Origin of the sequence: Streptomyces sp. CA-251247 (assembly GCF_050952975.1) — a bacterium.
Lineage (GTDB): Bacteria > Actinomycetota > Actinomycetes > Streptomycetales > Streptomycetaceae > Streptomyces > Streptomyces achmelvichensis.
This window is the reverse complement of record NZ_CP191861.1, coordinates 5,317,451-5,332,226: the sequence shown is the minus strand read 5'-3', so window position 1 is coordinate 5,332,226 and position 14,776 is coordinate 5,317,451. Positions and strand designations below refer to the sequence as shown.

Sequence of the window (14,776 nt, the reverse complement as noted above, 5' to 3'; positions counted from 1 at the left end):
TCCTGTGGGCACGACCCGGGGCCGGTCGCCCGGATCAGGCTCTGGAACCTGACCCTGGAACGTGATCCCTGGACGTGGTCGCTACAAGGTGGTCCCTAGAACTTGATACCGCCGATCATCCCCGCCACGTTCGTGGTCAGTTCGTTGATGGTGGGGGCGATGGACGAACTTGCGAGATAGAACCCGAGCAACACGCAGACCGCCGCATGCCCACCCTTGAGCCCGGACTTCCGGACCAGCAGGAAGACGACGATCGCCAGCAGCACCACCGCCGAAATCGAGAGTGCCACGGCGGTTCACCTCCACAGATATTCGGTCGGGACGGGCAGGTTGCATGTGCCAGGGGGGTCATACCCACCTCGCGCTACGGATCATAACTATCCGTACCAACGCATCGATCGGTGCACGGCAGCACGCGGGGGCGCACGAACGCTAGGTTCGGTCGCATGACCACGAGGCAACAGCTCTCCTTCCCACGCCAGTACGCCAGGACCCAGCGCTTCACGCTCGGCGCACCGCGCGCCTTCACGGTGTCTCCCGACGGATCCCGAGTGGTGTTCATCAGGTCGTCGTCCGGCACCGACCGGGCCGGCCGGCTGTGGGTGCTGGATCTCGGCCAGGAGGCCGGACGGCCTCAGGAACGGGTGGCCGCCGATGCGGCCGCGCTGCTCGGTGGAACGGACGAGAAGCTGTCCCCCGAGGAGCGCGCACGGCGCGAGCGCAGCCGTGAGGGGTCGGCGGGGATCGTCGCCTACGCCGTGGACCGGGCGGTCGAATTGGCGGCCTTCTCGCTCTCCGGACGGCTCCACACGGCGGAGCTGCGAGCCGGGACCGCGCGTGAACTGCCCGTTCCCGGACCGGTGATCGACCCGCGCCCCTCCCCCGACGGGCGCTGGATCGCCTACGCGTCCCAGGGCGCGTTGCGGGTGACCGGCGCCGAGGGCGAGGACGACCGGGCGCTCGCCGAGCCGGAGGACGAGGACGTCACGTACGGCCTGGCGGAGTTCATCGCGGCCGAGGAGATGGACCGGCTGCGCGGTTTCTGGTGGTCACCGGAGTCGGACCGGCTGCTCGTCGCGCGCGTGGACGAGGGCGATGTGCGGCGCTGGTGGATCTCCGATCCGGCGCATCCCGACCGGGAGCCGGCGCAGGTGGCCTATCCCGCGGCCGGGACGCCCAACGCCGACGTACGCCTGTTCCTCGTCACGCTGCAGGGGGAGCGCACGGAGGTGACCTGGGACCGTACGCGCTACCCCTATCTGGCACGGGTCCACTGGTCGGACGCGGGCGCACCGCTGCTGCTCGTCCAGTCGCGCGACCAGCGCACACAAGTGCATCTGGCGGTGGACACGGAGAGCGGCACCACCCGCACGGTGCACGTGGACGAGGACCCGGTCTGGCTGGATCTCTTCCCCGGCGTCCCCGCCTGGGCGCCGGACGGGCGGCTCGTACGCATCGCGGACGAGGGCGGCGCACGCGTGCTGGCGGTCGGCGACCGGACCCTGACCGGGGCCGGGCTCCAGCTGCGGGCCGTCCTCGACATCGGCGAGAACGATGTCCTGGTCTCCGCGGTGGCCGGCGAGGAGGCCGCGGACCCGGAGATCGGCGAGATCCATGTCTACCGGGTCAACGAGCTCGGGACGGAGCGGATCTCGGAGGGCGCGGGGGTGCACTCGGCCGTGCGCTCGGGTCCGGTGACCGTGCTCGCCTCGTCCCATCCGGATGCCCCGGGGACGACGGTCCAGGTGCTGCGGGAGGGCAAGCCGGTCGCCACGGTCGCGTCGTACGCCGAGCAGCCGGTGCTCACCGCGCACCCGCGGCTGCGCGAGGCGGGCGTACGGAGGATTCCGTGCGCCGTCCTGCTGCCGACCGGGTACCGGGAGTCGGACGGACCGCTTCCGGTGCTGATGGATCCGTACGGAGGGCCGCACGGACAGCGGGTGTTCGCCGCGCACAACCCCTATCTCACCTCGCAGTGGTTCGCGGACCAGGGCTTCGCGGTGATCGTCGCGGACGGACGCGGGTCTCCTGGCCGCTCCCCCGGCTGGGAGAAGGCGATCAAGGACAACTTCCCGCTGACGCTGGACGATCAGATCGAGGCCCTGCACGGACTCGCCTCGTCCTTCCCGCTCGACCTGGAGCGGGTGGGCATCCGGGGCTGGTCGTACGGCGGTTACCTGGCGGCGCTCGCCGTGCTGCGGCGGCCGGATGTCTTCCACGCGGCGGTGGCGGGGGCCCCGGTGAGTGACATGCAGCTGTACGACACCCACTACACGGAGCGGTACCTCGGCGATCCGGCCGAGCGGCCGGAGGTCTACGCGGCGAACTCACTGGTGACGAAGGACGGTTTGACGGCACTGGAGAACCCGGCAAGGCCGCTGATGATCATCCACGGGCTGGTGGACGACAATGTGGTGGTCGCACACACGCTGCGTCTGTCATCGGCCCTGCTGGCGGCGGGCAGGCCCCATGAGGTGCTGCCGCTGACCGGGGTGACGCACATGACCCCGCAGGAGCAGATCGCGGAGAACCTGCTGCTGCTCCAGGTGGACTTCCTGAAGAGGTCTCTGGGAATGCGGTAGCGAAAGCGCGCTCCCCCGGACGCCTCACCAGCCCGGCGGGGGTCTCGACGGCGGTGGCGGGCCGGGCGCCCAGCCGTAGACCGGCCGCACCGCCGGCTCCCGGCGGGCGAGCACCACCAGCAGAAGCACTCCCGCCGCCGCCTCGAACAGCCAGGACAGCACCAGCAGTTGGTCCAGGCCGGATAACTCCCCCAGCCGGGGAACGAGGTCGTCGCCCACGGCGGCGTCGACGCCGCGCGCTCCCTGGCCGAGGATCAGGAGCGCGGACACCAGCCCGAGCGGCCGGGCGAAGGCCGCCTGGCTCAGCGCGGCGCTGCCCGCCACCACGGCCAGGAGGGCGATCACCGCCGCCAGCCAGCCGGGCGGTGTCCCGAGTGGCGGGAGCATGACAGATTCACTGCCGGTGAAGCGGTCGAGACAGGACGTGCCGCCGGACCGGACGGCCGCGCGGATCTCCCAGCCCGCGAGCACCACCGCGGACGCACCGAGCAGCACGGCGGCCAGCAGTCCCGAACCCCGCTGCGGCCGCAGCGGCAGCGAGGGCACCTGCCGGCCCGCCGCCGCCACAATGAGCAGCCCGACGCCGAGTCCCGTCGCCGCGAAGACGCAGTACAGGGCGCGCGTCCGCAGATCGCCCGTGGCGCGCAGGTCCATCCAGGAGGAGCTGAGGACCCACAGCCCCGGGAGCCACAGTGCGAGCGTGACGATCCCGGCGACGGCCGGGGCCGCGGCGCCGGCGTTCGGACGCAGCGCGGCCGCGCCGACACATACGTACACGGCAAGCAGCAGCAGGGTTTCGAGGGTGGTCGCGAGCCGCGCGGAACCGGCACCGCGCTGCCCCCCGCCCGTCCAGAACCGCCACAGGCCGAGGGGGTCGTCGAGCACGCCGAGGTCGCGGACGATCCATCCGCCCACGATCACCGCGAGCGCGGCGCACAGCACCGCTCCGGTGATCCTGGCCCCCCGCGTAAGCGTCACGCATTCGATCCTGCATGTGCACGCAGAGGTGAACAAGGGCGCCACGCGCAGCGCCTGCGACCGGCCGGGGCCACATGGCGAACCCCGGCCGGCCTACGGCACCCGCACGGCCGTACGCTGTCGAGCCTGGCTCGTTCGTATATCGGAGATGCGACAGTCAAGTTGCCTGCGTGTTAAAGAAGTTGATGGGCATTCATCCGGCTTTGTCACCCGGTTCCGCCCACCCGCCGAGACATGTCTCAGGACGGCACCACGTGCTTCTCCTCGGCGAAATGGCACGCGGACGGATGCCTCGCCGGGCCCTGTGCCGAGCGGAACTCCGCCGGTACCTCCAACAGCGGGACCTCCAGCGCACAGCGCTCCTGCGCCTTCCAGCAGCGCGTGCGGAAGCGGCAGCCGGACGGGATGTTCGCCGGGGAGGGCACGTCACCGCCGAGGATGATCCGCTCCCGGTGCTCACGCGCCTCCGGGTCCGGCACCGGGACCGCGGACAGCAGGGCCTGGGTGTACGGGTGCGTCGGGTGGTCGTAGATCTCCTCGTCCCTGCCGATCTCCACCACCCGCCCGAGGTACATCACGCCGACCCGGTCCGAGATGTGCCGGACGATCGAGAGGTCGTGCGCGATGAACACATAGCTGAGGCTGAACTCGCTCTGCAGCGTGGCCAGCAGATTGATGACCTGCGCCTGCACGGACACGTCCAGGGCGGAGACCGGCTCGTCGGCGACGATGATCTCCGGCTGGAGGGCGAGCCCTCGCGCGATGCCGATCCGCTGCCGCTGGCCGCCGGAGAACTGATGGGGATAGCGGTTGATGTACTCCGGGTTGAGCCCGACGACGTCCAGCAGGTCCTGCACCTTCCGGCGCCGGTCGCCCTTCGGGGCGACCTCCGGGTGGATCTCGTACGGCTCCCCGATGATGTCGCCGACCGTCATCCGCGGGTTGAGCGAGGTGTACGGGTCCTGGAACACCATCTGGATGTTCCGGCGCACCGCCTTCAGAGCACGCCCGGACAGCTGGGTGATGTCCTCGCCGCGGTAGCGGATCACCCCGGCCGTCGGCCGTTCCAGATGGACCAGCATCCTGGCGAGGGTGGACTTCCCGCAGCCGGACTCCCCCACGATGCCGAGGGTCTCGCCGGCCGTCAGGTCGAGATCGACACCGTCGACCGCCTTGACCGCGCCCACCTGCTTCTTGAACAGGACGCCCTGCGTGAGCGGGTAGTGCTTGACGAGGTCACGCACCTCCAGGATCGGTTCAGCCATGAAGGGTCTCCTCCCAGAAGTGGCAGGCGCTCCTGCGCTCCGGTGACACCTCGTACAGCGGCGGTACGTCCCTGCGGCAGATGTCCCGCGCCATCGGACAGCGCGGGTTGAAGGCGCAGCCGGGCGGGATGTCCATCAGGTTCGGCGGCAGGCCCTTGATCGCGTACAGCTCCCGGCCCTTCTGGTCCAGGCGCGGGATCGACTCCAGAAGCCCCTTGGTGTACGGGTGAGCGGGTGCCTTGTAGATGTCGTGGACGGGGGCCGTCTCGACGATCCGGCCCGCGTACATCACCGCGATCCTGTCCGCGACGTCGGCCACCACCCCGAGGTCGTGGGTGATCAGGATGAGTCCCATGGCGAGCTCGCTCTGGAGCGTGGCCAGCAGATCCATCACCTGGGCCTGGACGGTGACGTCGAGCGCGGTCGTGGGTTCGTCGGCGATGATCAGGGCCGGTTCGAGCGCCAGAGCCATGGCGATCATGATGCGCTGGCGCATACCGCCGGAGAACTGGTGCGGGTACTGGCCCACCCGCTCCTTCGCCCCCGGGATGCCGACCCGCTCCATCAGCTCGACGGCCTTCGCCCGGGCCGCTTTGCGCTTCATCCCCCGGTGTACGACGAACATCTCGCCGAGCTGGTCGCCGACGCTGAGCACCGGGTTCAGCGAGGAGAGCGCGTCCTGGAAGATCATGGCCATCCCGGCGCCGCGGATCTTCTGCCGCTCGTCCTCCTTGAGCGTCAGCAGGTCCTGTCCGCGGAAGAGGATCTCGCCTCCGGTGATCTTTCCCGGAGGGATGTCCAGGATGCCCATGACGGCCTGTGCGGTGACGGACTTGCCGGAGCCGGACTCGCCGAGCACGGCGAGTGTCTCGCCCTCGAAGACCGTGTAGGCGACGCCGTTGACGGCCTTGGCGACACCGTCGCGGGTGCGGAACTCCACGTGCAGGTCGCGCACTTCGAGCAGCGGCGCGTCGGCCCGGGTCTCGACAGTCATGACGGCTCCTCAGCGCAGCTTGGGGTCGAGGGCGTCGCGCACCGCGTCGCCGAGCATGATGAACGCCAGCACCGTGATCGCCAGCGCGCCCGCCGGCCAGAGCAGCATGTGCGGGGCGTTGCGGATGTAGGGCGAGGCGGACGAGATGTCGATGCCCCAGGAGACGGTCGGCGGTTTCAGGCCGACGCCGAGGAACGAGAGGGTCGCCTCCAGGGAGATGTAGGTGCCGAGGGCGATGGTGGCGACCACGATGACGGGCGCGACGGCGTTGGGCCCGATGTGCCGCAGCAGCATCCGCGCGTTGGACGCCCCGAGCGCCCGCGCCGCCTGGACGTAGTCGTTCTGCCGCGCGGTGATGACCGAGCCGCGGGCGATACGGGAGAGCTGCGGCCAGCCGAGCAGCACCATGAAGCCGACGACCGGCCACACGGTGGTGCTGGTGACGACGGACAGCAGGACGAGCCCGCCGAGGACGACCGGGATGCCGAAGAAGATGTCGGTGACGCGGGACAGGATCGCGTCCGACGCCCCGCCGAAGAAGCCGGCGAGCCCGCCGAGGACGGAGCCGATCAGGGCGACACCGAGCGTGGCGCAGACGCCGACGGTGACCGACGCGCGGGCGCCGTAGACGGTCCGTGTGTAGACGTCGCAGCCCTGGCCGTTGAAGCCGAAGGGGTAGCCCGGCTGGGAGCCCTCCTGCGCCTTGGCGAGGTCGCACTGGAGCGGGTTGCCGGAGGCGATGAGCGACGGCCAGATGGAGATGACGACCAGGAACAGGATGACCAGCGCGGAGATGATGAAGACGGGGTTGCGGCGCAGATCGCGCCATGCGTCCGACCAGAGGCTGCGCGGTTTGCCGGACGGGCCGGTGCCCAGCGGGCCCGAGGGTGTCTTCTCCAGCGTCTCGGCCTCGCTCATGGCCAGGTCTGTGGCGCCTCCCGCGCCCGTCGACGCGATCGCTCCCCCGTCGTCGTACTGCGGCTCAGGCATAGCGGATCCTCGGGTCGAGTACGGCGTAGAGCAGGTCGACGATGAGATTCGCCACCAGGAAGACCAGCACCAGGACGGTCACGAAGCCGACGACGGTCTGGGTGTTCTGGCGGAGGATGCCCTGGTACAGCTGGTAGCCGACGCCGTGGATGTTGAAGATGCGCTCGGTGACGATCGCCCCGCCCATCAGGGCGCCGATGTCGGTGCCGATGAAGGTGACCACCGGGATCAGCGAGTTGCGCAGCAGATGACGGCTGATCACCCGGCCCCGGGGCAGTCCCTTGGCCTTCGCGGTGCGGACGTAGTCGGAGCGGGCGTTCTCGGCGATGGACGTGCGGGTGAGGCGGGTGACGTACGCCAGCGAGACGGAGGCGAGGACGAGACCGGGGATCAGCAGTTCGTCGAGCGGCGCCTCGGGCGAGACAGCCGGTTTGATCAGACCCCACTCGACGCCCAGGAGCAGTTGGAGGAGCAGACCGGTGACGAAGGTCGGGACCGAGATCACGACCAGGGTCAGCAGCAGGACTCCGGTGTCGACGGGCCGGCCGCGGCGCAGCCCGGTGATCACCCCGAGTGTGATGCCGATGACGATCTCGAAGACGATCGCCACGATGGTGAGCCGGATGGTCACCGGGAAGGCCTCGGCCATCAGCTCGGTGACCTTCTGACCGTTGAAGGCGGTCCCGAAGTCCCCGGTGAAGACGTTGCCCATGTAGATGAGGTATTGCTGCCACACAGGCTTGTCGAGGCCGAACTCCGCTCGCAGCTGGGCGGACGTCGCCGGGTCGCACTGCCGGTCGCCGCAGAGCCCCGCGATGGGGTCTCCCATCACGTTGACCATGAGGAAGATCAGCAGGGTCGCGCCGAAGAAGACCGGGATCATCTGGAGCAGACGCCGGATCACATAACGTCCCATGAAGGTCTCCGGGGGTCGTGGGAAGGGATGCGGCCCGGCGCGTGGGACACGCCGGGCCGGCCGCCCTCCGGCGTCAGTTGACCTTGATCTCGTTGTAGACGGGGACGCTGAAGGGGTTCAGCGAGACGTTGGAGATGCGCTCCGAGTAGCCGGCGCTGCCGTTCTGGTACCAGAGCGGGATGGCCGCCATCTGGTCCCGTACGACCTCCTCGGCCTGCTGGAACGTCTCCACGGCCTTGGCGACGTCCGTCTCCGCGTTGGCCTGGTCGACGAGCTTGTCGAACTCCTTGTTGGTCCACTTGCCGTCGTTGGACGAGGCGTTGGTGTAGTAGAGCGGCTGGAGGAAGTTCTGGATGAGCGGGTAGTCCATCTGCCAGCCGGCGCGGAACGGGCCGCGCAGCTTCAGCTGGGTGATCTGGTTGCGGAAGTCGGCGAAGGTGCCGACGGGATTGCCGACGCAGGCGCGGTCGTTGCCGAGCGCGTTGTTGATGCTGTTGCAGACGGCGTCGACCCAGTCCTTGTGCGAGCCGGTGTCCGCGTTGTACGTGAGCTTCATCTGGCCGCCGGGGATACCGCCGCCCTCGGCGACCAGCTTCTTCGCCTCGGCCGCGTTGTACTCGCAGGCCTTGCCGCACAGGGTCTCGCTGAAGCCGCCGTCCGCGCCGAGCACCGGTGAGGTCCAGTCCTTCGCGGGTGTACGGGTCTTCTGGAAGATGGTGTCGGTGATCTGCTCCCGGTTGATCGCCATGGACAGACCGGTGCGGACCTTGGCGCCGTTCGGCGTGTTCCAGGCCTTGTCGTAGTACGGGAAGGCGAGCGTCTGGATGATGCCGGCCGGCGTGTTGATGTACCGGCCGCCGAGGTCCGCCTCCACGTTCTTGAGCTGGGAGGCGGGCACGTCGTCGACGAGGTCGAGGTTGCCGGCGGTCAAGTCGGTGTAGGCGGTGTTGTTGTCGGTGTAGACGTTGAGGTCGACACCGCCGTTCTGCGCCTTGTCGGGCCCCTTGTACCCGTCCCATCGGCGCATGGCCATCTTCGAGCCCTTGGCGTACGAGTCGACGGCGTACGGGCCGTTGCCGATCGGCTTGCGATCCACGCGTCGTGGTCGTCGAAGAAGACCTTGGGCAGCGGCGCGAAAGCGGCGTAGCCGAGGGTGTCGGGCCAGGTGGAGAACTTCTGGGAGAGCTTCACGGTGAAGGTCGTGGGGTTCACGACCTTGAGGCCGGACAGGGTCTGGGCGGTGGGCGCGCCCGACTCGGGGTGCACCGCGGCGTAGCCGTCGATGTAGCCGAAGAAGTAGGCGTTCTTCTGATTGTTCTTCAGGTTCGCGCCGTAGTTCCAGGCGTCGACGAACGACTGGGCGGTCACCTTCTCCCCGTTGCTGAAGTTCCAGCCGTCCTTGATGGTGACCGTGAAGTTCACCGAGTCGGTGGTGTCGATCTTCGAGGCGATCATGTCCTGGGCCTCGCCGGTCTTCGGGTCGTACCTCTTCAGACCGCGGAAGAGCATGTCGAGGACCTTGCCGCCCTGCACCTCGTTGGTGTTCGCGGGCTCGAGCGGATTCTGCGGATCGCCCCAGGAGGACGACACGATCCCGTCGGCACCACTGCCGCCGCTGTCGCTGCCGCCACCACAGGCCGTGGCCGCGAGGGCGAGGGCCATCGCGCATGCGGCCCATGGGGCGTGCGTGGCTCGACGCATGGGGTGCCTCCCGAGATCTGGGTCGTACTGTGGCCCAAATATCACCCCATCCAGGATCTAACGCACTTTCAGGGCATCCGGCCGGGCAGGGCTGCTGCCGGGCGGGTGACCTCCCAGGTGTCGACGGCGTAGTGCGGGGTCATGCCGTGTGCCTCGTAGAGGGCGAGCGCCTTCGACTCGTTCCGGGTGTCGACCCCGAGGCCGATGGTGTCGCGGCCGCGAGCGGCGTACGTGGCGAAGGCATGACGGAGCAGATGTCCGCCGACCCCGCGGCCCCGTGCGGACTTCAGCACACCGATGTTGCGGATCCAGCCCATGGCCTCGCGGTCGTCACGGGTCAGCAGCACCGCGACATCGCCCTCGTCGGCGAGCGAGGCGATCCAGACCAACGACCAGTCCAGCCGGGCGCCGTGGACGTCGTCCAGCCACTGCTCGTAACCGCGGGCGTGATGGTCGAAGTGCTCGGCGAAGGTCTCCTCCACCAGGGCGTGCGCGATGCGGCGGTCGGCCTCCGCGCGGCAGTCGCGCAGCGTCAGCCCGGTGGGCGGCTCGGGCGGGAGGTCGTCCGCGACGGCGAGCGGGCGCGTCATGACCTGGTAGCGGCGCACGGTCCGCCAGCCGCGGCGTTCGAGCAGTGCCGTGTCGACGGCCGGTTCGGTGTTGAGCTGGAGATGCAGCACCGCCCGTCCGGCACCGTCCTCCGCGGCTTTCTGCGCCGCCCGGGCCTCGATCAGTTCCAGCAGGACGACCGCGGCCGCGGACCGGCCGGGCAGTACGTAGTGGTCGACGCCTATGTCCCCGTCGCCGGAGTCGCTCCAGAGCATCCCGAACGCGACCAGGTCACGGCCCTCGGACACCAGCCAGGTGTCGCGGACGAGGTCGAGGTCACAGTGGGCCAGGTCCGCCTCGACGGTGTGCAGATCGGTCTCCGCGCGACCGATCTCGACGAGGTCGACGGCGTTGAGCAGGGCGCAGACGGCGGGAGCGTCGGCGAGCGTCGCGGGCCGCACGGTCAGGTCATCCATCGGGCCACTGTCGGGGCCGCGTCCGGCGCGGCGCAACGCGTTTTCGCGCGGTGGTACGAGGTCCCGCGACGGACCAGGGTTCTCGCGGTGTCCGAGGCTCTCGCCATGGTCCGCGGTTCCCGCGGTGTCCGAGGACGACGAAGGCGCCCGGACCGTTCGGTCCGGGCGCCTTCGTTCATCCGCGGTGCGCGCTACGCGGCGTGGACGACGTCCTTCTCCTCCGCGAAGTGGCACGCCGACTCGTGCGCCACCGGGGAGTCCGACCCCTTGAAGGGCTCGGGGATCGCCAGCAGCGGCACCTCCTCGGCGCACTTGTCCTGGGCCTTCCAGCAACGGGTGCGGAAGCGGCAGCCCGACGGCGGGTTCGCCGGTGACGGGACGTCACCGGTCAGAATGATCCGCTCACGGGCGTTGCTGATCTCCGGGTCCGGAACGGGGACCGCGGACAGCAGCGCCTGCGTGTAGGGGTGCGTCGGGTGGTCGTAGATCTGCGTGTCCGTGCCGATCTCGGCCATCTTCCCGAGGTACATCACACCGACCCGGTCCGAGATGTGCCGGACGATCGACAGGTCGTGCGCGATGAAGATGTAGGAGAGGTTGAACTCGTCCTGCAGCTTCTCCATCAGGTTGATGACCTGCGCCTGCACCGACACGTCGAGCGCGGAGACCGGCTCGTCGCAGATGATGATCTCGGGGTTGAGCGCGAGACCGCGGGCGATGCCGATGCGCTGGCGCTGACCGCCCGAGAACTGGTGCGGGTACCGGTGGATGTACTCCGGGTTCAGACCGACGACGTCCAGCAGGTCCTGCACCTTGCGGCGGCGGTCGCCCTTCGGGGCCACCTCGGGGTGGATGTCGAAGGGCTCACCGATGATGTCGCCGACCGTCATGCGCGGGTTGAGCGAGGTGTACGGGTCCTGGAACACCATCTGGATGTTGCGGCGCACCGCCTTCAGCGCGCGCCCGGACAGCTTGGTGATGTCCTGGCCCTTGAAGAACACCTCGCCGGCGGTCGCCGTCTCCAGGGTCATCAGCAGCTTGGCGACGGTGGACTTGCCACAGCCCGACTCACCGACGATGCCGAGCGTCTCGCCCTGGTAGAGGTCGAAGGAGACCCCGTCCACGGCCTTGACCGCACCCACCTGCCGCTTGAACAGGATGCCCTGCGTGAGCGGGAAGTGCTTGACCAGATTGCGCACCTGGAGGATCGGCTCGCCACGGTCCACCTTGGCCTCGAGAGCCGCTACGGCCTCCGCCTCGGTGACGGCGTCGACGGTCTCGACCTCGGTGACGTTCGGGGTGGCGTCCACGGCGTCCGCCGGCTCGTCGGTCTTCTTGAGCTCAGCCATGGATCGTCTCCTTCCAGAAGTGGCACGCGCTTCCGCGGCCGGGCAGCTCACTGCCGTCCTGCTCGGTCACCGGCACGAGGGCCGGGACCTCGGTGTGGCAGATGTCGTCCGCCTTGGGGCAGCGGGGGTTGAACGCGCAACCGGCCGGGATCTTCAGCAGGTTGGGCGGCAGCCCCTTGATCGCGTACAGCTCCTGGCCCTTCTGGTCCAGGCGCGGGATCGAGTCGAGCAGACCGCGGGTGTAGGGGTGGGCGGGCCGCTTGTACAGCTCGTTCACCGGTGCGGTCTCGACGATCCGGCCCGCGTACATCACGGCGATCTTGTCCGCGACGTCGGCGACGACGCCGAGGTCGTGGGTGATCAGGATCAGACCCATGTTGTACTCGCGCTGCAACTCCGCGAGCAGATCCATGACCTGGGCCTGGACGGTGACGTCCAGGGCGGTCGTGGGCTCGTCGGCGATGATCAGGTCCGGCTCCAGGGCGAGCGCCATCGCGATCATGATGCGCTGGCGCATACCGCCCGAGAACTGGTGCGGGTAGTCGTTGACCCGGGCCCTGGCGGCGGGGATCTTCACCCGCTCCATCAGGTCGATGGCCTTGGCCTTGGCGTCCTTCTTGGACAGGCCCTGGTGGACGCGGTACATCTCGCCCAGCTGGTAGCCCACCGAGAGCACGGGGTTGAGGGAGGACAGCGCGTCCTGGAAGATCATCGCGATCTTCCGGCCACGGATCTTCCGCCGCTCCTCGTAGCCCATGGTGAGCATGTCCTGCCCGCGGTACAGGATCTGACCCTGCGGGATCTTGCCGGGCGGCATGTCGAGAATGCCCATGATCGCCTGCGCGGTCACGGACTTGCCCGAACCGGACTCGCCGAGCACGGCCAGGGTCTCACCGGAGTCGACGCTGTAGTTGACGCCGTTGACTGCCTTGGCGACACCGTCGCGGGTGTGGAACTCCACGTGCAGATCGCGGACTTCCAGCAGCGGGATGCCGTCCGAGTCACCGGATCGGGGCGCCGGGACGCTTGCTGTTTCTTCGATGATGGTCACGTACGCCCTCCTCAGCGCAGCTTGGGGTCGAGGGCGTCGCGGACCGCGTCGCCGAGCATGATGAACGCGAAGACCGTGAGGCTCAGCATGCCGGCCGGGAAGAGCAGCACATGCGGGTTGTTACGGATCTCCTCACTGCCCGACGCGATGTCGATGCCCCACGAGATCGTCGGGTCGGCCAGACCGAGTCCCAGGTAGGACAGGGTCGCCTCGGCCGAGATGAAGCCACCGAGCGAGATGGTGGCGACGACGATGGTGGGAGCGACCGCGTTGGGCAGCACATGGCGGAACAGCATCCGGTTGGTGCCCGCGCCGAGGGCGCGCGCGGCCGTCACGTAGTCCGCCTGCTTCGCCGTGATGACGGAGCTCCGGGTCACGCGGCAGATCGAGGTCCAGCCGAGGAAGGCCAGAGCCAGGATCACGACGAACACCTTGCGCTCGGTGAAGGCGTTCAGAACGACCATCGCGCCGAGCAGGAAGGGGATGCCGAAGAAGATGTCCGTGACACGGGAGATGATCGAGTCGAGCCAGCCACCGAAGTAGCCGGACAGCAGACCCATCAGACCGCCGAACACCGTGATCGCCAGAGTGACGCCGACACCGACGAGGATCGAGGCGCGGGTGCCGTAGACGACACGCGCGTAGATCGAACGGCCCTGGATGTCGTAGCCGAACCACTCGGGGCTGAAGATCTTCCCCAGCTCCGGCTTGGTCAGGTAGTGGTTCGTCAGGTCACCGGCGCGCGGGTCGGCACTGGTGAACAGCCCCGGGAAGGCGGCGATCACCAGGAGCAGGACGAGCAGGCTCGCCGAGATCCAGAACATGGGCCGGTGGCGCAGGTCGTACCAGGCGTCGCCCCACAGACCGCGGGGCTTGCTCTGGGCGGCCTTGGGCGCACCGCTCTCGGGTGCCGCGTCCGCCTTCGGCGGAGCGATCGCGTCGACCGCGCTGTCGGTCTTGACGGTCTGGGCCTTGGTCACGTCAGGCATACCGGATCCTCGGGTCCAGGACCGCGTACAGCAGGTCGACGATCAGGTTGATGACCAGGATGACCAGGACGAACACGGTGACCACACCGACGATGGTGGAGCCCTCGCGCTGTCCGAGCGCCTGGTACAGAAGGTTGCCGACACCCTGGACGTTGAAGATGCCCTCGGTGACGACCGCGCCGCCGATGAAGCCGCCGACGTCCGTGCCGAGGAACGTGATCACGGGGATCAGCGAGTTCCGCAGCAGGTGGACACCGACGATGCGACGCCGGGGCAGGCCCTTGGCGAGCGCGGTGCGCATGTAGTCGGCGCGCAGGTTCTCCGCGAAGGTCGTCCGGGTCAGCCGTGCCACGTACGCCATGGAGAGCATGGCAAGGACGAAGCCCGGCAAGAACAGTTGGGTGACATCCATCGAGTCCTGGACGTTCGGTGACACCCAGCCGAGAGTGTCGGCGAAGAGGTACCGGGCCAGGTAGCCGAGGATGAACACCGGGATCGAGATGACGATCAGGGTGAAGACCAGGACGCCCGAGTCGGGTGCCTTGCCGGCCTTCAGACCTGCCCAGGCGCCGAGGCCGAGGCCCACGATCATCTCGATGAGGAGCGCGACCGCGGTCAGCCGGAGCGTGACGGGGAAGGCCCGCGTCATCTCGTCGATGACCGGACGGCCACCGAAGGTCTCTCCGAAGTCGCCCTGGAAGAGATTGGCCATGTAGTCCAGATACTGCTTCCACAGGGGCTGGTCGAGCCCGAAATCATGGCGCAGCTGCGCGACCTGTGCGGGGTCGGCTGCCTTGTCTCCCCACATCGCCCGGATGGGGTCACCGGGAAGGATGTGGACCATGAGGAAAATCAACAGAGTGGTCCCGATGAATACCGGGATCATCTGGAGCAGTCGCCTTGCGACGTAACGCCCCATCATGCCTCCATGCCGTG

The 14,776-nt window shown here is 68.7% G+C and carries 12 protein-coding genes and 1 pseudogene; 1 reads left to right on the top strand and 12 read right to left on the bottom strand.

Features of this window, described 5'->3' with window-relative positions; all coding sequences use genetic code 11:
* Window positions 1-95: 95 nt before the first annotated feature.
* The gene (locus tag ACQPWZ_RS23740; RefSeq protein ID WP_142213873.1) at window positions 96-290 is read right to left on the bottom strand and encodes a hypothetical protein; all 195 of its coding nucleotides are present in this window, start codon (window positions 288-290) and stop codon (window positions 96-98) included.
* 156 nt (window positions 291-446) lie between these two features.
* Between ACQPWZ_RS23740 and ACQPWZ_RS23735 the strand changes: the two genes are divergently transcribed.
* Window positions 447-2,582: a prolyl oligopeptidase family serine peptidase gene (locus ACQPWZ_RS23735; RefSeq protein WP_433572327.1), complete on the top strand. Its 2,136-nt coding sequence runs from the start codon at window positions 447-449 to the stop codon at window positions 2,580-2,582.
* Between the two features lie 24 nt (window positions 2,583-2,606).
* On the opposite strand, the gene ACQPWZ_RS23730 is transcribed toward ACQPWZ_RS23735, so the two are convergent.
* The 11 genes and pseudogenes from ACQPWZ_RS23730 to ACQPWZ_RS23680 all read right to left on the bottom strand — a co-directional run bounded on the left by ACQPWZ_RS23730 (window position 2,607) and on the right by ACQPWZ_RS23680 (window position 14,759).
* The gene (locus ACQPWZ_RS23730; protein WP_340475172.1) at window positions 2,607-3,560 is read right to left on the bottom strand and encodes a hypothetical protein; all 954 of its coding nucleotides are present in this window, start codon (window positions 3,558-3,560) and stop codon (window positions 2,607-2,609) included.
* A gap of 239 nt (window positions 3,561-3,799) precedes the next feature.
* Entirely contained in the window at window positions 3,800-4,825 is a 1,026-nt protein-coding gene (locus ACQPWZ_RS23725) for an ABC transporter ATP-binding protein (protein WP_340475171.1), read from the bottom strand.
* Entirely contained in the window at window positions 4,818-5,819 is a 1,002-nt protein-coding gene (locus ACQPWZ_RS23720; protein WP_356705815.1) for an ABC transporter ATP-binding protein, read from the bottom strand. Before ACQPWZ_RS23720 ends, ACQPWZ_RS23725 begins: the two co-directional genes overlap by 8 nt.
* A 9-nt stretch (window positions 5,820-5,828) precedes the next feature.
* Complete coding sequence (locus ACQPWZ_RS23715) at window positions 5,829-6,809, bottom strand: ABC transporter permease (protein ID WP_433572326.1); 981 nt, start codon at window positions 6,807-6,809, stop codon at window positions 5,829-5,831.
* On the bottom strand, window positions 6,802-7,725 hold the full coding sequence (locus ACQPWZ_RS23710) for an ABC transporter permease (protein ID WP_313944304.1): 924 nt from the start codon (window positions 7,723-7,725) through the stop codon (window positions 6,802-6,804). Before ACQPWZ_RS23710 ends, ACQPWZ_RS23715 begins: the two co-directional genes overlap by 8 nt.
* 73 nt (window positions 7,726-7,798) lie before the next feature.
* A pseudogene (locus tag ACQPWZ_RS23705) lies at window positions 7,799-9,426 on the bottom strand (peptide ABC transporter substrate-binding protein).
* 68 nt (window positions 9,427-9,494) lie between these two features.
* Entirely contained in the window at window positions 9,495-10,451 is a 957-nt protein-coding gene (locus ACQPWZ_RS23700) for a GNAT family N-acetyltransferase (RefSeq protein ID WP_433572325.1), read from the bottom strand.
* A 191-nt stretch (window positions 10,452-10,642) separates the two neighbouring features.
* Window positions 10,643-11,800, bottom strand: a complete 1,158-nt coding sequence (locus tag ACQPWZ_RS23695) for an ABC transporter ATP-binding protein (protein WP_340475165.1) — start codon at window positions 11,798-11,800, stop codon at window positions 10,643-10,645.
* Window positions 11,793-12,851, bottom strand: a complete 1,059-nt coding sequence (locus ACQPWZ_RS23690; RefSeq protein WP_340475164.1) for an ABC transporter ATP-binding protein — start codon at window positions 12,849-12,851, stop codon at window positions 11,793-11,795. The genes ACQPWZ_RS23695 and ACQPWZ_RS23690 overlap by 8 nt, the downstream gene beginning before the upstream one ends.
* A gap of 11 nt (window positions 12,852-12,862) precedes the next feature.
* Window positions 12,863-13,840, bottom strand: a complete 978-nt coding sequence (locus ACQPWZ_RS23685) for an ABC transporter permease (protein WP_340475163.1) — start codon at window positions 13,838-13,840, stop codon at window positions 12,863-12,865.
* The gene (locus ACQPWZ_RS23680; RefSeq protein WP_340475162.1) at window positions 13,833-14,759 is read right to left on the bottom strand and encodes an ABC transporter permease; all 927 of its coding nucleotides are present in this window, start codon (window positions 14,757-14,759) and stop codon (window positions 13,833-13,835) included. The genes ACQPWZ_RS23685 and ACQPWZ_RS23680 overlap by 8 nt, the downstream gene beginning before the upstream one ends.
* Window positions 14,760-14,776: the final 17 nt, after the last annotated feature.

What these genes read in the sequence shown, in the direction of transcription:
- ACQPWZ_RS23735 (WP_433572327.1), top strand. Translation starts at nt 447, where the DNA reads ATGACCACGAGGCAACAGCTCTCCTTCCCACGCCAGTACGCCAGGACC.
- ACQPWZ_RS23680 (WP_340475162.1), bottom strand. Translation starts at nt 14,759, where the DNA reads ATGGGGCGTTACGTCGCAAGGCGACTGCTCCAGATGATCCCGGTATTC.
- ACQPWZ_RS23720 (WP_356705815.1), bottom strand. Translation starts at nt 5,819, where the DNA reads ATGACTGTCGAGACCCGGGCCGACGCGCCGCTGCTCGAAGTGCGCGAC.
- ACQPWZ_RS23685 (WP_340475163.1), bottom strand. Translation starts at nt 13,840, where the DNA reads ATGCCTGACGTGACCAAGGCCCAGACCGTCAAGACCGACAGCGCGGTC.
- ACQPWZ_RS23710 (WP_313944304.1), bottom strand. Translation starts at nt 7,725, where the DNA reads ATGGGACGTTATGTGATCCGGCGTCTGCTCCAGATGATCCCGGTCTTC.
- ACQPWZ_RS23725 (WP_340475171.1), bottom strand. Translation starts at nt 4,825, where the DNA reads ATGGCTGAACCGATCCTGGAGGTGCGTGACCTCGTCAAGCACTACCCG.
- ACQPWZ_RS23700 (WP_433572325.1), bottom strand. Translation starts at nt 10,451, where the DNA reads ATGGATGACCTGACCGTGCGGCCCGCGACGCTCGCCGACGCTCCCGCC.
- ACQPWZ_RS23715 (WP_433572326.1), bottom strand. Translation starts at nt 6,809, where the DNA reads ATGCCTGAGCCGCAGTACGACGACGGGGGAGCGATCGCGTCGACGGGC.
- ACQPWZ_RS23695 (WP_340475165.1), bottom strand. Translation starts at nt 11,800, where the DNA reads ATGGCTGAGCTCAAGAAGACCGACGAGCCGGCGGACGCCGTGGACGCC.